This is a genomic window from Acinetobacter sp. DSM 11652, assembly GCF_900109815.1.
Lineage (GTDB): Bacteria > Pseudomonadota > Gammaproteobacteria > Pseudomonadales > Moraxellaceae > Acinetobacter.
In genome coordinates this window covers 135,429-156,632 of sequence record NZ_FOBK01000008.1, presented here as the reverse complement: position 1 = coordinate 156,632, position 21,204 = coordinate 135,429, and the positions used below count along the sequence as shown (strand labels likewise).

17 protein-coding genes are annotated in these 21,204 nt (G+C 38.4%); 10 read left to right on the top strand and 7 right to left on the bottom strand.

Annotated features, from left to right (window positions below):
* Positions 1-13: 13 nt before the first annotated feature.
* From BMW42_RS09540 to mdtD, 3 genes are all read right to left on the bottom strand, one after another.
* Entirely contained in the window at positions 14-1,024 is a 1,011-nt protein-coding gene (locus BMW42_RS09540) for an MBL fold metallo-hydrolase (RefSeq protein WP_092767391.1), read from the bottom strand.
* A gap of 99 nt (positions 1,025-1,123) precedes the next feature.
* Entirely contained in the window at positions 1,124-1,888 is a 765-nt protein-coding gene (locus tag BMW42_RS09535; protein ID WP_092767389.1) for a glycoside hydrolase family 25 protein, read from the bottom strand.
* Positions 1,889-1,976: 88 nt separating this feature from the next.
* Complete coding sequence (gene mdtD, locus BMW42_RS09530) at positions 1,977-3,368, bottom strand: multidrug transporter subunit MdtD (protein ID WP_092767387.1); 1,392 nt, start codon at positions 3,366-3,368, stop codon at positions 1,977-1,979.
* A 165-nt stretch (positions 3,369-3,533) separates the two neighbouring features.
* Between mdtD and BMW42_RS09525 the strand changes: the two genes are divergently transcribed.
* Positions 3,534-5,375: a choice-of-anchor I family protein gene (locus tag BMW42_RS09525; RefSeq protein ID WP_092767384.1), complete on the top strand. Its 1,842-nt coding sequence runs from the start codon at positions 3,534-3,536 to the stop codon at positions 5,373-5,375.
* Between the two features lie 89 nt (positions 5,376-5,464).
* Here the strand turns inward: BMW42_RS09525 and BMW42_RS09520 are convergent, their stop codons facing one another.
* Positions 5,465-6,091 carry an LOG family protein gene (locus BMW42_RS09520; RefSeq protein ID WP_092767382.1) on the bottom strand — a complete coding sequence of 209 codons (627 nt, stop codon included), beginning with the start codon at positions 6,089-6,091 and terminating at the stop codon, positions 5,465-5,467.
* Positions 6,092-6,440: 349 nt separating this feature from the next.
* Between BMW42_RS09520 and BMW42_RS09515 the strand changes: the two genes are divergently transcribed.
* From BMW42_RS09515 to BMW42_RS09500, 4 genes are all read left to right on the top strand, one after another.
* Entirely contained in the window at positions 6,441-8,027 is a 1,587-nt protein-coding gene (locus BMW42_RS09515; protein WP_092767379.1) for a TerC family protein, read from the top strand.
* A 54-nt stretch (positions 8,028-8,081) separates the two neighbouring features.
* Positions 8,082-8,549 carry a YchJ family protein gene (locus tag BMW42_RS09510; RefSeq protein WP_092767377.1) on the top strand — a complete coding sequence of 156 codons (468 nt, stop codon included), beginning with the start codon at positions 8,082-8,084 and terminating at the stop codon, positions 8,547-8,549.
* Between the two features lie 61 nt (positions 8,550-8,610).
* The gene (locus tag BMW42_RS09505) at positions 8,611-9,255 is read left to right on the top strand and encodes a trimeric intracellular cation channel family protein (RefSeq protein WP_035268119.1); all 645 of its coding nucleotides are present in this window, start codon (positions 8,611-8,613) and stop codon (positions 9,253-9,255) included.
* Between the two features lie 143 nt (positions 9,256-9,398).
* Positions 9,399-10,718 (top strand): niacin transporter NiaP, encoded by a 1,320-nt coding sequence (locus BMW42_RS09500; RefSeq protein ID WP_092767375.1) that lies wholly within the window; start codon positions 9,399-9,401, stop codon positions 10,716-10,718.
* Positions 10,719-10,752: 34 nt separating this feature from the next.
* On the opposite strand, the gene BMW42_RS09495 is transcribed toward BMW42_RS09500, so the two are convergent.
* On the bottom strand, positions 10,753-12,483 hold the full coding sequence (locus BMW42_RS09495) for a hypothetical protein (RefSeq protein ID WP_092767373.1): 1,731 nt from the start codon (positions 12,481-12,483) through the stop codon (positions 10,753-10,755).
* Positions 12,484-12,727: 244 nt separating this feature from the next.
* On the opposite strand from BMW42_RS09495, the gene parC reads away from it, so the two are divergent.
* On the top strand, positions 12,728-14,944 hold the full coding sequence (parC, locus tag BMW42_RS09490; protein WP_092767371.1) for a DNA topoisomerase IV subunit A: 2,217 nt from the start codon (positions 12,728-12,730) through the stop codon (positions 14,942-14,944).
* 150 nt (positions 14,945-15,094) lie between these two features.
* Entirely contained in the window at positions 15,095-16,768 is a 1,674-nt protein-coding gene (locus BMW42_RS09485) for a long-chain-fatty-acid--CoA ligase (protein ID WP_092767369.1), read from the top strand.
* A gap of 39 nt (positions 16,769-16,807) precedes the next feature.
* Here BMW42_RS09485 and BMW42_RS09480 read toward each other — a convergent pair whose 3' ends face one another.
* The gene (locus BMW42_RS09480) at positions 16,808-17,191 is read right to left on the bottom strand and encodes a hypothetical protein (protein ID WP_035268065.1); all 384 of its coding nucleotides are present in this window, start codon (positions 17,189-17,191) and stop codon (positions 16,808-16,810) included.
* A 100-nt stretch (positions 17,192-17,291) separates the two neighbouring features.
* On the opposite strand from BMW42_RS09480, the gene BMW42_RS09475 reads away from it, so the two are divergent.
* Both BMW42_RS09475 and ppa read left to right on the top strand, forming a co-directional pair.
* Positions 17,292-17,690 carry an MAPEG family protein gene (locus BMW42_RS09475; protein WP_035268067.1) on the top strand — a complete coding sequence of 133 codons (399 nt, stop codon included), beginning with the start codon at positions 17,292-17,294 and terminating at the stop codon, positions 17,688-17,690.
* Positions 17,691-17,811: 121 nt separating this feature from the next.
* Positions 17,812-18,348 carry an inorganic diphosphatase gene (gene ppa, locus BMW42_RS09470; protein WP_005233448.1) on the top strand — a complete coding sequence of 179 codons (537 nt, stop codon included), beginning with the start codon at positions 17,812-17,814 and terminating at the stop codon, positions 18,346-18,348.
* Positions 18,349-18,449: 101 nt separating this feature from the next.
* On the opposite strand, the gene BMW42_RS09465 is transcribed toward ppa, so the two are convergent.
* Positions 18,450-19,772 carry an OprD family outer membrane porin gene (locus tag BMW42_RS09465; RefSeq protein WP_092767367.1) on the bottom strand — a complete coding sequence of 441 codons (1,323 nt, stop codon included), beginning with the start codon at positions 19,770-19,772 and terminating at the stop codon, positions 18,450-18,452.
* A gap of 688 nt (positions 19,773-20,460) precedes the next feature.
* Here BMW42_RS09465 and BMW42_RS09460 point away from each other — a divergent pair.
* The gene (locus tag BMW42_RS09460; protein ID WP_092767365.1) at positions 20,461-21,201 is read left to right on the top strand and encodes a TorF family putative porin; all 741 of its coding nucleotides are present in this window, start codon (positions 20,461-20,463) and stop codon (positions 21,199-21,201) included.
* Positions 21,202-21,204: the final 3 nt, after the last annotated feature.

Here is a 21,204-nt window from a genome sequence, read left to right as displayed (position 1 = left end):
TTTTAACCCATAATTAAGGCATCGTTGAGCTGATTATTGGGTATGCGTAAGGCTCCGTCAGTAAAGTCACCTTTCGACCTTGATGCTGTGCATGATCAATCACGAGTTGTAGGCTTTTCGGAGAATGATCTGCTATTCGTGGTAGAAACTCTAAAGGCTGTGAAAGTGGTTTAAAGAAATTGTCCCAATGAATTGGAATGACTTCTTTCGGTTGTAACTGATCAATGGTTTCAGCGAGATACTGTTGTTGAAACTCGGGTGATTGTTTTGAAAGCTGAGCAATTCCTAAAAACAAGACATCTACATTTAACTTTTGAAATTGATTAGGAAGCGCACCTGTGCTGGCTTTAACTAAAATTTTGTGATTATTGTGCTCAATCAAGTAGTCAAAGCTACCGCCTTCTTTAAACTCATAAAAACGTGCTGGCTGAGGCAGTGGATGCAGAATCTCTTCACCTAAATCATTGTTCACTGCTGTAGGTGGCGTATGTTGTGAGGGAATAGGCGTAATACGAAATGCACCCAATTGTAGTGCTTGAAAAGGCACTGCCAGTTTCAATTGATGCTCAGGCACTTTGCCGCCTCGTGCTATATTTATTGTACTCAACGAACCAATGATGTGAGTTTTTGGGAGTGAACTTCCGAGCACTGAGATATCCAAAGCATGATCATAGTGACTGTGGGTCACCAATATGGCTTTGAGGCGTTTAAGCTCATGGTCCTGAATCATATTGTGAAGCAGTGCTTGATCACTGGAGAGGCGTTGTAAAGCAATGTTCATGAGAGATGGTCGACTAAAAAAACCATCAATTAGAATTTGTGAATTACCATCATCAAATAGCAATGTGGAAACGCCAAAAAAGCGAACATTTAATTTTTGTTCACTGACGGGTTGGTCTATTTTAGCCTTCCATTGATTAAATTCGGAGAGCTTTCCTGATGGTTGCCATAAATAAAAAAACGCAGCCATGAGCGTGACAGCCAAAAGACCAATCACCGTTAAAATCCCTTTTTTAAGCGACATCATGTCATCCTTATAAAACGTAACTCGCTTGCTTGAGCCCAGTTGCACTCTATTTTTTAGTTAGATCTCTTTAGTTGTAACGTACTGACTACTTAAGATTTATGGCTCAATTTGATTTAATTTTAGAAATTTTATCCAGTCGTTTTGATCGCCATTAAATACATTCAAATCCACTGGTGTAGAAATACCCTTAATTTTGCCTTTATTGGTGTATTGCCAAAAGATCCAATCTGGATTGTCTTTTAATTCAGGTTGTGAGGTGTATTCACGTACCCAGAGTGGGGTATCCGTAAAAGCACCCGCAAGTACGATGTTATAGAAGGCTTTAGAAACATAAAAGATAGGTTGTTTGCCATAATGTTGATGCAGCAAATCGTGCATAACATCGATTTCATATAACAGTTGTTCTTTGCTATAGGTATTGATGCAATTGCTGTCGTATTCCAAATCAATGACTGGAGGAAGGGCATCTTCTTTACGTGGCACAGAATCAATGAAATTTAATGCCTGAACTTTACCATCACGGCAAAGTCGATAGAAATGATACGCTCCGACTTTAAAACCATGCTCGCGTGCTTTCAGCCAATGATCCTGAAATTTTCGATCTTTAAAGTCGCCACCTTCTGTCGCTTTGAGGTAGACAAATTGATATTCCTTTTTGGAAATTTGTGACCAGCGAATTTCTTTTTGATGATGTGAGACATCAAATCCTTTGATTGGATATTCTTGAGCTGTTGCTGGTTGAAACGGCAAAAAGAAAAAGCTCAATAATCCGACCATGAGTGCGATCAGGGCTGCACCTAAAAGGGAAGTCCACAAGATAATCTTCTGCGAATAGATATGCTGCTTATTTTTTGAATTCATGAGCACTTAAAGTTTGGTGCAAAATATAATTAATATCATAACGCGAATAAACGTAAATGGTAGTGACAGTATCTAGAATCCATATCCATTAGTCATCATCCATTTCTTTCGGAATTTTCCAAAAAATAAACATGGTAATAATGTTAATTGAGCCCATTAAAATTAAGGTCCATTGGAAGGCCTGTTGCATTTGTGCAGTACCAAGATAAGCGGTGAATACATTGACCAGTGTACCTGCAAGCGCTACACCAATACTCATAGATACCATCATAATCATCGAGAGAAAACTGTTACCACTACTAGCATTTTGTTGAGGCAAATCCTTTAAGGTTAGCGTATTCATAGAAACAAATTGCAGTGAGTTCAACATACCAAAAATGAAGAAATGTAATGTTCTTAGCCATAAAGGTGTTTCGGCTGAGGTGAGGGCAAAACTTGCAATACATAAGCCAATAAGGCAGGTATTGACTAATAACACCCGACGATACCCAAATCGTTGAATAATTTGGCGAATGATCGGTTTTGATGCCAGTGAACCCAATACCGTTGGAATCATAAGTAAACCGGTAATAAATGGTTCAAAACCAAAAGCAACTTGTAGCATTAAGGGGATAAGAAAAGGCATCGCATTGCCGCCTAAGCGGGCAAAAAAGTTGCCTACAATACCAATCGCGAAAATTTGATTTTTGAATAGTTTCCCACGAAATAGAGCATTTTGGTGGGTATGGGCATGCACCATGTACCAAGCACTTGCAGATAAACCAAACACAATAAGAACAATACTCCACCATAGTGGAAGATAGGGGCTAGCAAAATTTTCAATCCCTAAACTTAAGCCAACCATCGCGATGATTAATAACAAGAAGCCAAAAAAATCAAACTTAGCAACATGGGTCTCAGTCACATTTGGCATGGCTTTAAATGTGAGAAAAACTCCAATGAGTCCAATAGGAATATTAATTAAGAAAATCCACTCCCAAGTCACGTACTCCACTAACCATCCGCCAAGAGTAGGACCGATTAAGGGACCAATCAGACCAGCAAGACTCATCAGAGACATGGCTGCAAGGAATTGGGTTCTAGGAATGATTTTCAACATTGCAAGACGCCCAACTGGAAGCAGTAAAGCACCTCCAATCCCTTGAATCACTCGGAAAAATAAAAGCTCATTTAAATTAGAAGAAAATGCACATCCGAGCGATGCCAAAGTGAAAATGATAATTGCAGAAAAATAAACATTTCGGACACCAAATCGGTCAGCCAGCCAACCACTGAGTGGAATACAGGCTGCGACTGACAATACATAAGCCACCACGACACTATGCATGTGTAGAGGATCTTCATTGAGGTGATGAGCGATTGCAGGAATCGCAGTATTGATGATAGTTGTGTCTAGACCTTGCATAAAAAAGCCGATCGAAACCAAAAACACCAATAATCTAAACTCAGGCTGTAAGGGTTGGTGTGCTGTGCTGCTCATCTTGTAGGATCATATTAGTAAGTTAATATTTTAAAACAGTTTCTCAGTATCACTTGTGGTTTATTTACGAAGGATTTGCAACAAAATTGCAATCTAATGGTCACAGCATTGTCATCGCATGGTCATAGAGTTGTTGCCAACAACATCATAGGAAGATTAAAAAAAATGAAGCTAAAGTCTAACGCACTTGTGATCGCAATGTGTGCATTGGGGCTAGGGGCATGTAATGATGACACTAACAATATCACATCAGTACCAAATATTACGCCTGAATCGATTGAACTCAACTATCTCAGTCGTACAGAAAGTCGTGGTTTTGCGGTCAGCGCAGCAGAGATACCTGCCTATGATGCACAAAGCCAAAGATTGTTTGTTGTAAACGCAAAAGAAGGCGTGGTTGATATTTTTGATTATCGCCAACCTCAGCAACCTAAATGGATTGGCTCTTTAGATGCTAAATTTTATTTAACAGACTCAGAAGTAAATAGTGTTGCTGTAAAAAATGGAATTGTTGCCTTGGCTGTACAAGCCAAAGATAAAACAGATCCAGGAATCGTGGCACTTTTTAATGCCAATGATTCGAGCTTTATTGCCCAAGTTCCAGTGGGTTCTCTACCCGATATGCTGACCTTTAGTGCAGATGGTAAAACCTTATTGGTGGCGAATGAAGGAGAGCCATCTCATGATTATGCGATTGATCCCGAAGGTTCGATTTCAATCATTGATCTCTCAAATTTGAACAAACCAGTTGCAAAAACAGCTGACTTCAAAGCCTTTAATAGTCAAGCTCAACTATTACGTGATCAAGGTGTGCGAATTTATGGTCCAAATGCAACAGTAGCGCAAGATTTTGAACCTGAATACATCACTCTCAGCACAGATGGCAAAATTGCATGGGTCGCATTACAGGAAAATAATGCCGTAGCTAAAGTGGATGTTTTGAATGCCAAAGTCATGGCAGTCTATCCGCTTGGTTTTAAAGATCATGGCTTACAAGGTCATGGTTTAGATGTCAGTGATGCCGATGGTGAAAATGGTCCTGCGAAGATCAATATTCAAACTTGGCAGCATGTTCGTGGCTTATATATGCCAGATGCGATCTCAAGTTACGAAGTCAATGGTAAAACGTATATTGTCACTGCCAATGAAGGGGATGCTCGTGCTTGGGGTGAAGATGATCCTGAATATTGGGGAGAAAAATTAAAGGATAATCCGAGTGCTCAAGGTAATATTAAAAAGGGTTTTGTTGAAGAATGGCGTGTGAAGCATCTAGTCCATAAAGATGGTTTCGATAGACGACAAGGGGAAGATCTGCCACCACAGTTACGAGCACTGGCGAAAGGTGCTGAATTGAATCCTCTGCATTTTGCATATTGTGGAGCGATCGATGGAGATGCTAAAGGATGCCGTGAAGACAAGATGCTTGGTCGTTTGAATATCACTTGGACTGAAGGTTATCAAAAGAATACTGATGGCACACCTAAACTCAATGCTCGAGGCAATTTGGTTTATGATCATTTATATAGCTTCGGGGCACGATCTGTCAGTATTTGGACAGAAAATGATGCTCAAACAGGATTAGAGCTGGTTTGGGATTCGGGTGATGATTTTGAACAATATATTGCTCAGCACCATCCTGAGATCTTTAATGCAAACCATGAAGAAGCAGGGATCGATAATCGTAGTGACAATAAAGGCCCAGAGCCAGAAGGCGTGGTGATAGGTCAAATCGGTCAGAAAACTTATGCATTTATTGGTTTAGAACGAGTTGGAGGCGTGATGGTATATGACATCTCCAATCCTGCCCAACCCCAATTTGTGCAATATATTCATTCACGAAAACTTGATGCAACCACTGCCGATATCGAGGCAGGTCAGGCAGGAGACTTAGGTCCTGAAGGATTAACCTTTGTTTCAGCAAAAGAATCTCCAACGGGTATGCCTTTACTGATTGTAGGGAATGAAGTCAGTGGTACTACAGCAACGTATCAGATCACGTTGAAATAGAGCCTGATCGTGTAGATGTATGATAAAAGAGCCATATGGCTCTTTTATTTTTTACTCGTCATGCGTAATGCTTTAAAGTCTTGTTGAATTTAGACCACGAATTGTTCAGGGCATTTCAAGTTTGCGATGGCATTGATGATTTGATGTGAATGCTCGCATACGATGATTTTTGCACGATGTTGAGCAGGTAGAAAACCTTCTTCTACTGCGTGATCGAGTTGTGCAATCAAGGCATTATAGAATCCATTGACGTTATAAATAATCATTGGTTTTTGGTGTTGATTTAACTGTCCCCAAGTTGCGATTTCTAAGATTTCTTCAAATGTGCCTAAACCTCCCGGGAGCGCAACAAAAGCACTAGCACGTTCAGCCATCATGGCTTTGCGTTCATGCATTGTTCTCACCACGTGAAGTTCTGTTAACTGATTATGGGCAACTTCGTAATCAAGCATAAATTCAGGAATAACACCAACAACTTCACCATGGTTTTCAATGACTGTATCTGCGACTTGTCCCATTAATCCGATACTTGCACCGCCATATACGATGCCAAATCCTTGCCTTGCAATTTTTTCAGCCAAAGCAATGGCTTTTTGTTGGTAAATAGGGTTATTGCCAAAACGAGAACCACAATAAAGTGCAATAAGGCATTGAGTTGCTTTTGATTTAACTGATGTATCGGTCTCTAAGGTGTTATTAAGAACGCTTGTATTCATATTTATTTACTCACCTTTTTTAAATGAACTTCATCATGCAGTTTAATCTAAGCAAGAAAGGTGACAACTGTATAGATAAATAAGATTTTTTTGAAATATTTTGTAGTTTCATTCCAAAATGATTGATAAAGTCAATCTTGATTCAACGAAAAAATAGTGAATTGCACTAAAATCTTTTCTATACTGAAAATCTGTTCGGCAACCAATACATCAATATGAGTAGTGATCGACATCGCTCAATAGAACAAAATATTATTTATTTTCTAAATTTAAATACTGCATTTATAACTTTGCCTCATCACTTTGGTTTAAATGAATCCCATCTTCCTGAAACGTGGGAGTGTAACTCATGATTTTTGAATGGATGTCTGATCCTTCCGCATGGGTGGGACTCTTAACCTTAATTATTTTAGAAATTGTTCTCGGGATTGATAATCTCGTCTTTATCGCGATTTTGGCGGAAAAACTGCCGCCTGAGCAACGCAATAAAGCCAGAATTTTAGGCTTAACGCTCGCGCTTGGCATGCGCCTAATACTTTTGGCGTCAATCGCTTGGATTATCACGTTAACGAATCCATTATTCCATATCATTGATCATCCGTTTTCAGCCCGAGATCTTATTTTGATTTTTGGCGGTATTTTCTTGTTAATGAAGGGAACTTTAGAACTACATGAACGTCTAGAAAGTAAAGTTCATGTTAAAGAAGAAAATCCTGTTCATGCTGCATTTTGGATGGTCATTGTACAGATCGTGGTATTGGATGCAGTGTTCTCACTCGACAGTGTGATTACAGCAGTCGGTATGGTCAAAGATCTTTCGGTCATGATGATCGCCGTAATTATTGCGATAGGAATCATGCTATGGGCCTCTAAAGCCCTCATGGACTTTGTGAATAAGCATCCAACTGTGGTGATTCTGTGTCTATGTTTCTTGATGATGATCGGTTTCTCATTGGTTGTCGAAGGCCTAGGCTTCCACATTCCGAAGGGTTATCTATACGCTGCAATTGGTTTCTCTGTCCTGATTGAGTTTTTAAATCAATTGATGCGCCGTAACCAAGAAAAAACGGTAACAACGACTGATTTACGTTTTAAAACAGCTTCTGCCGTCATTCGTATGCTGGGTGGTAAGTCAAAAACGGCAGATGCTCAATCGGCAAATACAGATGATGTCTTGGCTACCCAAGCGTTGGTAGAGGAAATGTTCTCGGATGAGAATGCGGTATACCAGAGCGTGATGTTGCAAGGAGTATTAGGTTTATCTGAGCGACCAGTCAAATCATTAATGACCCCACGTCCAGAACTCGAATGGATCGATTTAAATGACGATCCTGAAAGTATTAAACATCAAGTGCTTTCTATGAAACATTCACGTTTGATCGTTGCACATGGCGAGCTGGACAATATTGCTGGGGTGGTGCTCACGCATAACGTTTTGAATGACTATATTGAATCAGGCGATTTTAATTTCGAAAAACACATTCGAGAGCCTGTCATTGTCCATGAAAGCGCTCAAGTCTTAATGGTAATGGATCAATTGCGTCAGGCACCCTTACAAATGGCGATTGTGCTCAATGAATATGGTTCCATTGAGGGTATTGCAACACCGATTGATATTTTAGAAGCGATTGCGGGTGAATTCCCGAACGAAAATGAAATAGAAACTGCAGTTGAAAGCTTAGAGGATGGTTCACTCATGCTCGAGGGTTCAACTGATATTCGTCATATTTCATTATTGCTTGATCGTGATTTAGTTGATGAGTCAGAACAGTATTCTACGCTGTCTGGTTATATCTTATTCCATTTAGGACATTTACCTGAAAATGGAGAAACCTTTGAAGCAGAAGGGTATCTATTTGAGGTGGTTACAATGGATGGTCATAAAATCGAAAAAGTACATATTGTACCCATCGTAAAACAAGACCCATCAGAATGATTTAAACTCAGTTAAAATAGCATCTCATTAGGTGCTATTTTTTTTGGAATATTGATGTCCGAACTCAATTGTCCTTGCGGGCATGGAATTTATACACACTGTTGTGAACCTTTACATCGTGGTCAGCGTGTTGCAGAAAGTGCTGAACAGCTCATGCGTTCTCGCTATAGTGCATTCGCTAAACATGAAATCGACTATATTGTGAGTACCACAGCATCAGGTCAGCAAAGTCATTTAGACATTGCTGCCATTCGGGATTGGGCGATGAGCAATCAGTGGTTAAAATTAGAGGTTATTCAGCATTTACCTCGTCTGGATAAAAACCATGCTCAAGTTGAATTCAAAGCACATTACCAACATGTCGATCAGGTACATGTCCATCATGAAACCTCAAATTTCGTATTCACCAATAGACAGTGGTATTTTTTAGACCCAACGACAGATCAAACTGTGACGATGAAGCAGACTTGTATTTGTGGATCAGGAAAAAAATTTAAGCAATGTTGTGCGCGATTTCTCTAGAATTAATTTTTAATTAACTTAGAATATTGCGCATTAAAAACCCTCATTTGGAAGTAGGGCAATGTTACTCACCGTTATTTATATTATTGCGATTACTGCGGAAGCGATGACAGGCGCCTTGTCTGCAGGTCGACGAAGTATGGATTGGTTTGGTGTCATTATTATTGCCTGTGTGACTGCTTTGGGCGGAGGATCAGTTCGTGATGTTTTGCTAGGGCACTATCCTTTAACTTGGGTGAAACATCCTGAATATCTAGTACTTACATGTTGTGCAGCATTATTTACGATTTTTATCGCAAAATGGATGCGACATCTACGTTCGGTATTCTTACTTCTAGATGCCTTAGGTCTGATAGGTTTTACCATTATTGGTTGTCAAATTGCGATTCAAATGGAACAGGGTTTCGTGGTTTGTGCAGTGGCAGGGGTATTGACAGGCGTTTCAGGGGGTATTTTACGAGATATCTTATGTAACGATGTGCCTTTAGTCTTCCGTCGCGAACTTTATGCCAGTATTTCTTTTGTTGCGGTCATTTTCTATTGGGGCTGTATCGAAGTCGGTTTTTCACAAGATATCACCATTATTTCTACTCTTGTTTTTGGTTTCACATTGCGTTGTATCGCAATTTACTTTGGCCTTGAAATGCCAAAATTTATTTATAAAGATGATGATGAACAGTCGGCGTCATCAAAAGATGTAAATTAAACTTTTTACACTCATCTTTGAAAATGGCCGATAATGTGATCGGTCATTTTTATATGGTTCTTTAGAAAATAAAAATAAGCAGTGTTGAGAAAACAGCGATTGTCATTGGTTGTATTTAAATCACTCCTCACAGAGAGCATGCTATGGATTTAATCTCACGAATACAGCGTTTACCTATTGGTAAATTTCACTACACCTTGTTGTGGGTGATTGGATTAGGCTGGATGTTTGATGCAATGGATACTGGACTAATTTCCTTTATCTTGGCGAAGATGGCTGAAGACTGGCAAATGACGCCTGCTGAAAAAGGTTGGGTTGTATCCATAGGCTTTGTGGGGATGGCGATAGGTGCAGTGTTCTCTGGTGGACTGGCAGATCGAATCGGGCGTAAAGCAGTATTTGCTACAACTTTGGTCATCTATAGTATAGCAACAGCTCTTTGTGCTTTCGCACTAAATTTAACATGGTTATTAATCTTTAGATTTATTGTAGGTTTAGGCTTAGGTGGACAGTTACCAGTTGCCGTGACTTTAGTGAGTGAATACATTCCAGCCCATGTTCGTGGTCGCTTTATTGTGTTACTTGAAAGCTTCTGGGGGCTAGGATGGTTATGTGCTGCACTGGTTTCTTATTTTGTCATCCCTAAATTTGACTGGCATGTTGCATTTTTATTGGGTGGTTTGCCTGCACTTTATGTCTTCGTCATTCTAAAAAAAGTTCCGGAATCTGTTCCTTACTTGATCAATCGAGGTCGTATTAATGAAGCGCACGCGATTGTGCAAAAAATCGAGCGACAGTGTGGTGTCGAAGTCATCGAAAAAATTGAAGTGAAACCAGTTTCAACACATTCAAATGTCAGTTTTGGTCAGTTATGGTCAAGCGGTTTCGCTAAGCGCAGTTTAATGCTGTGGTTAATTTGGTTTGGGATTGTTTATTCGTATTACGGTATTTTTACGTGGTTACCAAGTCTTTTAGTCAAAGAGGGATATACCATTGTGCAGTCTTTTGAATATGTTCTCGGGATGATTTTAGCACAATTGCCAGGTTATATTGTCGCGGCATGGCTCGTTGAAAAGTTAGGGCGTAAAGCGACGCTTTCAGGCTTTATTGCAATGTGTGCAGTATCAGCATATTTCTTTGGGCAGGCTGATACCGTAGCGATGATCATGTTCTGGGGATGCTTGATGTCATTCTTTAATCTTGGTGCATGGGGCGTTTTATATACCTACACGCCTGAACAATATCCTGCAAATATTCGTGCTTTCGGATCAGGATGGGCAGCAGCAATTGGGCGTATTGGTGGGATTGTTGCACCTTTAGTGGTTACCCATATGATGGTGGCTTCAAATGGATTTAGCCAAGTATTTATGATGTTTACCGCTGTATTATTGGCAGTTGCAGCCGTGATCTTGGTGCTCGGTGAGGAAACCAAAGGTAAGACACTTGAGTCTATGGGGATGTAAATCTGTGAAAAAAGAGGAGCTAAGCTCCTCTTTTTTAGACCCATTTTTGACGCGCTTTAGTTAAGTCAAAATGTAATGTGTTCGACACTTGCTGGAGATTGAATTTTTCTTTATCTTCAGGGAGTTGAATTAAAATAGGCAAAGCTGATACCCCATTGTCGCCATTGACAAAAGCATAGTGACGCTCAGTCTGATTAATTGAAATCAAACTTTCAAACTCAAGGTACACCGTCGTTTCATCATGTTTTTTGGGCACTTTCACGAGATCTAAATATGCAATTCGTCGATTATTAATTCCAGCCAATTTAAGCGCTTCAAGATCCGATTTTAACTTTTCAGTTTTATCAAACATTTTTTGAAAGAATCCTTTGTTTGATTGGCTTTCGAGTTCTCTTTTTTTCTGATTGAAAGCAATTTGATTGACTTTATGTTGGTCTAGAGCATCGGCAATAATTGTTTTAACTTGCTCAATCGCTGCTTGAGATTTGCTATGACTTGCCGCATAAGACTCTGCATCTAAACTCACAAAAATAGTATGTCGTCTTTTTTCCATCAATTTTAAATAGGATAAAATTTTATATTCGAAAATTTGAGCTTGAGTATTGAAGGCGATAATGGGTTCACTTGAAAAGTCTTTATAAAAACTCGCAATATCAGAGAACAGACGATGCATACTGATAAAACAATAATCAAACTCATCAGGGTGACGAATTGAATGACGCAGTGCATATTGAAAAGGTTGCAAGATCTCAAGAGTTAAAGCTTTTTCGAAATCTAAAAGGCGCTCATTAATGACTTGTTCGACTGAAAATCCAGAGGCATCGAGCGGTTTTTTGAGTAACGGTAATAACAGATCAAAATTGACGTTATGAAATTTTTCCATCAGATCCAAAATAGGAGTCGTGATCTGTCGTTGAATAGTAATAATTCGACTGACTTGCCATTTAAATTGTTCTAAATAACTTGGATCATTTAAACGTTTCTTATCCAACACCACGCCATTTAGGTAAACTCGATCTTCAAGACCTAGCTTTTCTTCCATTAAAAAGCGGCGGATAGAATATGGGTTCTGTCTAAAGTCATGAATGGTCGCGACCAGATATAAATACTGACTGCTTTCAATGACATCAAAATCACGAATTTTTTGTTCTTGAATAATAAAGTCTTGGAATAATGGATGGCTAATTTGCTTCAGTTGTCTCGGGAGGATGGTTTTGAACCAATAGCCTAAAATTTGATGTTTAATATGAACTTCAAGAATAAAAGTACGAATTTCTTCAGCTGTTAAATGTCGGCAATTATCAGGAACATTTAAGTCGAGTGTTTTGATGATATTTGCAGCATCATATAAAAAAGTTTTTCGTAGGAGTTGTTTGTCTCTAAGAAAACTTTGATCTTCTTCTGTTTCAATACGATCAATTTGATTTTGTACAGTTTCTAAGTAATCGGCGATTTTAATTACGTCTTGATATGATTTAAGCGTTTCTAAAGTGGCTGCGATCTTTTCAGCCAAAGTTCGCATTTTCGGTGAGATTAAATGACTGCTTAAATCCTGAAGACCAACAATGCCCTTAAAAGTGAATGATTGTCGATGTTGATCCCAGTAAATATTCTTCGCAGTCAGGAATTGTTCCTGGATCAGACCTTGTATTGGTGCGGGAACACTATTAAAAATATTTTTTAAACGCGTTTGCCAATGAACATCTAGATTAGGGTCAATTTGAAATAATTTTGAGCGAAGATCATAAGGAATGTAATTATGCATGTCTGTTCCGTTCATACGATGAGCGTATGTAAAAGCATTCGTTATAAAGTTGTGTTTTGATTATTGTATATTCAATAAAATTAATTGGATACAAGAAAAAAGTCCAATTTAAAATGAAATAAAACCAACTGGCCTTTTTTTTGTTATTTTATCTTTACAAAGTGTCCAACCTTGCTTGTTCTTCGCAGTTTGGGAGACTAGCATACACCCTTAAACTATTCATTCATTAGGATTTCACGATTCAATGACAAGCCTTGCGCACCAAGCGACAGAGAATCGTTCTGTAGCAGAATTTACAGAACAAGCTTACCTAAACTATGCGATGTACGTGATTATGGATCGTGCATTGCCTCATATTAGTGACGGATTAAAACCTGTACAACGCCGTATCGTATATGCGATGAGCGAGCTTGGTCTAAAGCATAGTGGTAAACCCAAAAAATCAGCACGTACAGTTGGTGATGTTTTAGGTAAATATCATCCGCATGGTGATTCTGCTTGTTATGAAGCAATGGTCTTAATGGCACAGCCATTTAGTTATCGTTATCCATTTATTGAAGGGCAGGGCAACTGGGGATCACCAGATGATCCAAAGTCGTTTGCTGCAATGCGATATACCGAGGCCAAACTATCACAATATAGTGAAGTCCTGCTCTCTGAGTTAGGTCAAGGAACTGTCGACTGGCAAGATAACTTTGATGGTTCATTAAAAGAGCCTGTAAATTTACCAGCACGCGTACCGAATATTCTTTTAAATGGTACGACGGGAATTGCGGTGGGAATGGCAACAGATATTCCACCACACAATTTACGGGAAGTTGTTAAGGGTACCATTGCACTGATTCGTAACCCGAATTTGTCTGATGAAAAAGTTGCTGAATATATTCCTGGTCCAGACTTACCGACTCAAGCAGAAATTATTACACCTGCTGATGAATTACTGAAATTACAAAGCACTGGGCGCGGCAGTTATCGCATGCGTGCGGTATATTCGGTTGAAAAAAATGAAATTGTCATCAGTGAATTACCATATCAGGTTTCTGGCTCTAAAATTATCAGCCAAATTGCTGATCAAATGCAGGCAAAAAAATTACCGTTGGTAAGTGATGTACGAGATGAATCAGATCATCAATGTCCAACACGTTTGGTAATTGTCTTGCGTTCAAATCGTATCGATGCAGATGCGGTCATGAGCCATTTATTTGCCACGACCGATCTTGAGTCGAGCTACCGCGTCAATATGAACATGATTGGTGCTGATGGTCGCCCACAAGTAAAATCAATCCGTCGTATTTTATTGGAATGGATTGAAATTCGTAAAACGACTGTGACGAGACGTTTGCAATACCATTTGAATAAAATTGAAAAACGTCTACATATTCTGGCGGGACTTTTAATTGCGTATTTAGATATTGATACGGTAATTCGCATTATTCGTGAGGAAGATCATCCGAAAGAAGTGTTAATGTCACATTTCGGTATTGATGAAATTCAAGCCGAAGCCATTCTAGAGCTTAAATTACGTCATTTGGCGCGTCTCGAAGAAATGGAAATTCGCCGTGAACAAGAAGAGCTTGAAGGTCGAGCAGCCGTGATTCGAGAGCAATTGGCGAATCCTGAATCTTTAAAAAATCTGATCATTTCAGAATTAAAAGAAGATGCGAAAAAGTTTGGTGATGATCGCCGATCTCCAATTGTTCAGCGTGAAGAAGCGACCGCGATTAGTGAACAAGATTTGATGCCAGCTGATCCTGTCACTGTCATTTTATCGGAAGCGGGTTGGATTCGTTGTGCGAAAGGACATGAGATCGATCTAGATAAAGTCAATTTCCGTGCAGGAGATCAATATTTAAGTCATGCACAAGGTAAATCTAATCAAAAAGTGTATGTATTAGATCAATCTGGCCGAAGTTACGCATTACCAATTACAGGATTACCTTCAGCGCGCGGCTTAGGTGAACCATTAAGCTCGAAATTATCGCCAGCAAATGGAGTAAATTTCCAACAAATTCTGATTGCTGAAGATGAGGTGGAAATATTAGCGATCAGCTCCAAAGGATATGGTTTTAAAACACAAGCGAAACAATTGGACACCAATGCTAAAGCGGGTAAAGCGTTTTTAACGCTTGCAGATGATGCAAGCGCAATGCCATTGCAACAAATTGATGGTACACATATCGCTGTACTCAGCAGTTCTGGACGATTATTACTGACAGAGCTGACAGAATTACCAATGCTCAATAAAGGAAAAGGTAATAAATTGATGCAGTTGGATGCAAAGGAACGCATTGTGTCTATGACAACACTTAACTTGGATGATGTGCTTCAGGTCGTTGCTGGACAACAACAATTGAAATTAAAAGGTGATGATCTGCTGAAATACATCGGTAAACGTGCTTCAAAAGGGCAGGTATTACCACGAGGTTATCAAAAAGCAAATAAACTCTTCATTCAAAGATAAAGCTAGCATCTAGTCGACAAAATACGTTATATATGAAATGTATTTATGGCTATGGATGCTTTATTGAGCAATAAATTAAATAAGATGCTCATTACATTATCGAAAATAAGAGTTTAAAACCAAGTATTACTAATTGGAGAATATGGCATTATGGAAAAGATTTGGTTCGCTGAATACCAAAAAACTGGAATTCCACAAACAGTAGAATTACCACCAGAAAATACCTCTCTTGTTGATATTTTTGAGAGAAACTTCCAGAAATTTGGTTCGCGTGATGCTTTTATCTTTATGGATAAAACATTAACGTTCAATGAACTTGATACGGCGAGCCGTCAATTTGCAGCCTATCTTCAAAGCCTTGGTCTAGCAAAAGGTTCTCGCGTAGCGGTCATGATGCCAAACGTACTGCAATATCCAGTGGTGGCACTTGGTGTATTCCGTGCGGGCTTAGTTCTTGTCAACGTGAACCCACTTTACACAGCTCGTGAACTTGAGCATCAACTGAATGACTCAGGCACTGAAGCGCTTGTGATTATTGAAAACTTCGCTTCTGTTTATCAATCAATTCTTGGTAAAACGCCAGTTAAGCATGTGATCGTGGCGACAGTAGGTGATATGTTAGGTACCTTAAAAGGTACACTCGTGAATTTTGTTTTACGTAAAGTGCGTAAGCAAATTCCAGCTTGGAGTATCCCAGGACATGTGAAATTCACGACTGCGATGTCTAAAGGCAGTTCTGCAAATTATAAGCGCCCAGCAACAACGTTGAGCGACACTGCTGTATTGCAATATACAGGTGGTACAACAGGCGTATCAAAAGGTGCGGAATTAACACATCGCAACCTTGTTGCAAACTTAATGCAAGCAGATGGTATTTTCCAATCTAAATTTGGTGCTCAAGATGGTGCGAGCGACGATCGCATTTTCTGTGCATTACCGCTATATCATATCTTTGCATTCATGGTTTGTGCACTTTATGGTATGTACAAGGGTCAAGCAAACGTATTGATTCCTAACCCTCGTGATCTCCCTGCAGTCATTAAAGAGCTACGCAAATATCAGCCTGGTTTCTTCCCAGCAGTGAATACTTTATTCAACGCACTCGTTCATAATGAAGAATTCAAACAACTTGACCATAGCAAATTAAAAATGGCGATGGGTGGTGGTATGGCTGTATTGCCTTCAACTGCTGCAGCTTGGAAAAAAATCACAGGTACAAATATTATTGAAGGCTATGGTCTTTCTGAAACTTCACCTATTGCAACGGCAAACCCACCGGCATCTGAAGAGTTTAGCGGTACGATTGGTATCCCATTACCTTTAACGGAGGTCGCTGTCTTGGATGACGATGGCAATGAAGTTCCACAAGGTGAGCAAGGTGAGATTTCAATCCGTGGTCCTCAAGTCATGAAAGGCTATTGGAACCGACCAGATGAAACAGCTAAGGTGATGACCGCAGATGGTTTCTTCCGTACTGGTGATATCGGTATCATGGATGCTCGTGGTTACTTCAAGATTGTTGATCGTAAGAAAGATATGATCTTGGTATCAGGCTTTAACGTATACCCATCTGAAATCGAGGAAGTGATTGCAACACATCCTAAAGTACTCGAGGTTGCAGCGATTGGTGTAGCTGATGAAAAATCAGGTGAAGTGCCTAAGCTGTTTGTTGTGAAGAAAGATCCATCATTAACAACAGAAGAAGTATTAGCTTTTGCGAAAGAAAACTTAACAGGATATAAGCGTCCTCGTTATGTTGAATTCATGGATGAATTGCCAAAATCGAATGTCGGTAAAATCCTTCGTAAAGATTTACGCAAATAATTCAAATTCAGAAAAGCGCCGTAAGGCGCTTTTTTTAATTTATTCTTTCATTAGCCAACGGTCGATATAAGGTCGCGCTGTTGCAATAATAAATGTGAATGTCAGCATTGTACCTAAATGACGTCCTACAGCAGAACTCGGTAACTGTCCTGAATAACTGAAGTAAATATCAACTAAGCTATATACTGAAATAATGCTCAGCCAGATCCATTTATTTGCTCGTTTAATCCCTACCGCGATAAAGGCGATGATGAGAACCAGTAATGTGCCGAGAGTCGATTGCCAATTCATATTGGCACAAATTACGCTGATCAAGAAAGCCATAATCGGAAGAACGATATAAAGCACACGATCGACACGTTTTTGATGTTGCTTTTGTAACTCGAGAACATCAAATAACTTTTTTTGGTCAGAATTGGTCATGCCATTACTCAGAATTTTAATAAACAAAATAATTTAACTAAAATTATCGCACAAACATCATGCTAAGATAAAACCAGCTTAAATCATTGGACTGAAATCCATGCACGGTATTGAAGGTGTTATTTACCTTATTTTAATTGCTTGTTTACTCCCTTATTTATTTACAGTCATTGCTAAAATTGCAGGTGGTTTCAAAGGGCAGGATAATCAAAATCCGCGTGAATTCATGTCTAAAACCACAGGCTTAGCGGCTCGAGCAAATGCAGCTCAGCAAAATAGCTTTGAAAGTTTGCCATTATTTATTGCAGCAGTTTTGATGGCTGAGTATATGGTTGTTCAACAACAATTGGTGATTCTATTAGGTTCGGCGTATATCGTCTTACGAATCATCTATGGGATTTGTTATTTATGTAATTGGGCGACCCTTAGATCAATTGTTTGGTTCTTATCAATGCTTTGTCCGATCTTATTGCTTTTATTAATTATTCGATTGCTCTAAGAAAAACAGACTAACACCATACCTAAAATACATCTTCAGCTTGTATAATCGAATGATGATTGCTGAATAAAGCGTTATAATCAACCCCATTTTAATGAACACTGACAGTAAAGAGTTTGCTATGAGCTACAGTAATATCCCTGCAGGTAAAGATGCACCAAACGATATCTATGTAATTATCGAGATCCCTGCAAATGCAGCACCAATTAAATATGAAATTGATAAAGATTCAGATGCACTTTTCGTAGATCGTTTCATGGGTACTGCAATGTTCTACCCAGCAAACTACGGTTATGTACCAAATACATTATCTCTTGATGGCGATCCATTAGACGTATTAGTTGTTACTCCACATCCTGTAGAACCAGGTTCGGTTATCCGTTGCCGTCCAGTGGGTAAATTAAATATGGAAGATGATGGTGGTGTTGATGCGAAACTTGTCGCTGTACCACACGATAAATTAACGCCAATCTATAAAGATGTTCAAGAATATACTGACCTTCCTCCTTTATTGATTAGTCAAATTGAACATTTCTTCCAACACTACAAAGACTTAGAGCCAGGTAAGTGGGTCAAGTTAAGTGGTTGGGAAGGTGCAGATGTTGCTAAACAAGAAGTGTTAAGCTCAATTGCTGCTTATGCAGAAGCAAACAAATAATTTGCCTGATGTATAAATAAAGCTACAAACTTTGATCTTGTAGCTTTTATAAAAAACCTGCACAAAGTGCAGGTTTTTTTATTGATCTTTTTAGTTGAAAATTAGAATAATTTCACTGGGATGTCTAACCAAATACGCCATTCGTTGGTGTCCCCAATTCCTTCACTTGTGAAATTAGGGTTATTAAATGAGTCACTGCCACGCAAGTATGAATGACGCAAACGTAAACTAGCATCTTTCAAAGCACCTGTTTGGATGGTATATTTAATTTGATTGAAGAATTCATGTTCCTCAGCTTGATCGATAATTTGAGTACGGTTATCTCGATCGGCTAAATCAATGTCCCAACCATACACAAAAGCAGTCGTCCAATTCAGACCAGCTAAACCATGATTTTTGAAATTGTAGTTATATTGAAGACCTATAGATTTCTCATCATTACTATTAAAGTCAGATAAATACGAGTTAGGAACCCAAATACTTTGTAAGCCATCTTTGTTATAAGCATAGTCATAGCCTGTGTTTCCAGCATTGTCTTGATAAGCTATCATGACATTGTGAACATCTTTACTGTAAGTAGCTGAGACACCCCAAATTGTATTTTGACGATCTTTTAGATCATTGGTTAAATGTGATCCAGTAGCTGCTTGAGCAGCCCATTTAGTATGATATCCCATAGCATCGAAAACTAGTGATGAATCATTTTTTAAAGGTTGGGTATAGCTTATATTCGCATAATGGCGGTCTAATTTATTTTTAACATCAACGCCATAATACGAAGTATTTAGTTGATCATTAAACTTATATTTAGCGCCCCAATAGACTGCACGATCTAATTCTTGTTCATCAGAACTAATCTCGTTAGACCACTGATTTTTTGTAAATTTTCCAGCATATAAACTTAAGTTTTCAATTTCGTTACTAACGATGGAGAGACCGGTGTAATATTCAGGAGTTAAACGTGCTGTATTACTTGCGATTACAGGAATTTCAGAAACTTGAGTGCCGTAAGTTGCAGTAGTGTTTGATACTCTAGCTTTTATAAATGCACCACCTCTAGCCCAGTGATCATATGCATCTTTAGTGCCATCTGAATTTAACTGATCTTTAACAGGAATCATTTGATTGCCTGTGTGACCATTTTTTCCTATTTTGAAAGAAGCATCACCAATAACACCAACACCGAAACCAACGATACCTTTCGTGAAACCAGACTCAATTTTAACCATGGCTGTTTGAGCTGCTGAGCTGGTATCTTCGACACCGTTCTTTTTATCACGATGCAAGAAACCTGTACGGAATAATACTGATCCTTCAGCATCTTCTACGAATCCCTTTGATTCACTTTGCTCACTCGCAAATGCAGTAGAAATTAAAGCAGTTTGAATAAGAACTGCTAAGCTTAGTTTTTGGAATTTTTGCATTGGGAGAGAGCCTCATACAAAATGATTATGGTTAATGTTTAGTATTTGTATACGTAATGTATAACAAAATTGGCTCTATTATTCACAATTTCGCACCTAAAGTCATAAGCAAAAAGTATATAAATTAAACTAAGTTGTGAATTATTAAAGATTAAAATTATTATAAAATTAAATTTAACTATTAATAACATATATTTATTTTTAACCTGATATTCTTTTTTTTATTTAATTTAGTCAATCTGGCACGTTTTTTTTTGTAACTCTAGAAGCAGACAAGGATGAATAAAGGATTTTAAATAAGAATGATAGTTATTCAGTTCATTTTTATTTAATTTTAATGTGCTTCAGAGATCACTTGCTTTTTGTGACGCACTAAATTGATACTCCAACTGTAAGGTTGATTAAAAAATAGCCTTAAAATGAGGCAAGTTGTAAATGAATGTGTGATCTAAAAAGATATGTCTTTAACTCAGGTAAATCGTCAAAAAAAATTGCTTTGAATATTTTTAAAAATAAGAAATTTAAACAAATATAATAATAAAATCATTAATTTAAATTATTTTATCTCGTTATTTTAATTCCTTTGTATCTAAACACCTTTAACTTTGGCATAGCTATTGCTAATTCACATATGAGTTCAACAAATAAACCGAAAAAGCATCTAATCATGATGTGGGGGAACATAAATATGAAATTAGCAATTCAAGCATTGGGTCTAGCAGTTGTAGCATCTGCATCAACATTTAGTTTTGCTGAGGTACCAACTTCACCGCATTCTGTATCGGGTAATATCAGTGTTTTATCAAGTTATATATTGCGTGGTAATACGGCAGCTCCTGAAAATACTGAAGCTACATTACAAGGTGGATTAGACTATAGCCATAGTTCTGGATTGTACGCAGGGTGGTGGACATCTACGTTAGGTACAGATGCTTACGGTACTACCAATCCAATGGAAAATAATTTTTATGTGGGTTACAACGGTTCAATCAATGAAAACACTGGTTTTACTGTAGGTACAACTTATTACTATTATTATGACGTTGAAACGTCAGTTTATGATGGCTTTGAATTATTACTTGGTCTGAATTACAAAGATGTTGGAGTAACTGCTCAAACTTTGTTGGAAGATACAGGTTGGGGGAACGCTGGAGACACATATTTAAAAGCTACATATAGTTATCCTCTACCAAACGATTTTAGCTTGGACACAGCTTTGGGTTTATATGTTCATGAAAAAGACGGTAAGTATGTTGCAGAAACACCAGAGTCAGAAAGTTTTAATTTCCGACACTTTGATATTGGTCTAAGTAAAGCTTTAGGGGAAACAGGTGTCACAGCAAGCATGAATTATATTATTGGTGGTGATGATCGTTATGGAAACAATTTAAAGAATAAAATGGTATTAGCATTGGGTTATAGCTTCTAAACT

What these genes read in the sequence shown, in the direction of transcription:
- BMW42_RS09540 (WP_092767391.1), bottom strand. Translation starts at nt 1,024, where the DNA reads ATGTCGCTTAAAAAAGGGATTTTAACGGTGATTGGTCTTTTGGCTGTC.
- BMW42_RS09535 (WP_092767389.1), bottom strand. Translation starts at nt 1,888, where the DNA reads ATGAATTCAAAAAATAAGCAGCATATCTATTCGCAGAAGATTATCTTG.
- mdtD (WP_092767387.1), bottom strand. Translation starts at nt 3,368, where the DNA reads ATGAGCAGCACAGCACACCAACCCTTACAGCCTGAGTTTAGATTATTG.
- BMW42_RS09525 (WP_092767384.1), top strand. Translation starts at nt 3,534, where the DNA reads ATGAAGCTAAAGTCTAACGCACTTGTGATCGCAATGTGTGCATTGGGG.
- BMW42_RS09520 (WP_092767382.1), bottom strand. Translation starts at nt 6,091, where the DNA reads ATGAATACAAGCGTTCTTAATAACACCTTAGAGACCGATACATCAGTT.
- BMW42_RS09515 (WP_092767379.1), top strand. Translation starts at nt 6,441, where the DNA reads ATGATTTTTGAATGGATGTCTGATCCTTCCGCATGGGTGGGACTCTTA.
- BMW42_RS09510 (WP_092767377.1), top strand. Translation starts at nt 8,082, where the DNA reads ATGTCCGAACTCAATTGTCCTTGCGGGCATGGAATTTATACACACTGT.
- BMW42_RS09505 (WP_035268119.1), top strand. Translation starts at nt 8,611, where the DNA reads ATGTTACTCACCGTTATTTATATTATTGCGATTACTGCGGAAGCGATG.
- BMW42_RS09500 (WP_092767375.1), top strand. Translation starts at nt 9,399, where the DNA reads ATGGATTTAATCTCACGAATACAGCGTTTACCTATTGGTAAATTTCAC.
- BMW42_RS09495 (WP_092767373.1), bottom strand. Translation starts at nt 12,483, where the DNA reads ATGCATAATTACATTCCTTATGATCTTCGCTCAAAATTATTTCAAATT.
- parC (WP_092767371.1), top strand. Translation starts at nt 12,728, where the DNA reads ATGACAAGCCTTGCGCACCAAGCGACAGAGAATCGTTCTGTAGCAGAA.
- BMW42_RS09485 (WP_092767369.1), top strand. Translation starts at nt 15,095, where the DNA reads ATGGAAAAGATTTGGTTCGCTGAATACCAAAAAACTGGAATTCCACAA.
- BMW42_RS09480 (WP_035268065.1), bottom strand. Translation starts at nt 17,191, where the DNA reads ATGACCAATTCTGACCAAAAAAAGTTATTTGATGTTCTCGAGTTACAA.
- BMW42_RS09475 (WP_035268067.1), top strand. Translation starts at nt 17,292, where the DNA reads ATGCACGGTATTGAAGGTGTTATTTACCTTATTTTAATTGCTTGTTTA.
- ppa (WP_005233448.1), top strand. Translation starts at nt 17,812, where the DNA reads ATGAGCTACAGTAATATCCCTGCAGGTAAAGATGCACCAAACGATATC.
- BMW42_RS09465 (WP_092767367.1), bottom strand. Translation starts at nt 19,772, where the DNA reads ATGCAAAAATTCCAAAAACTAAGCTTAGCAGTTCTTATTCAAACTGCT.
- BMW42_RS09460 (WP_092767365.1), top strand. Translation starts at nt 20,461, where the DNA reads ATGAAATTAGCAATTCAAGCATTGGGTCTAGCAGTTGTAGCATCTGCA.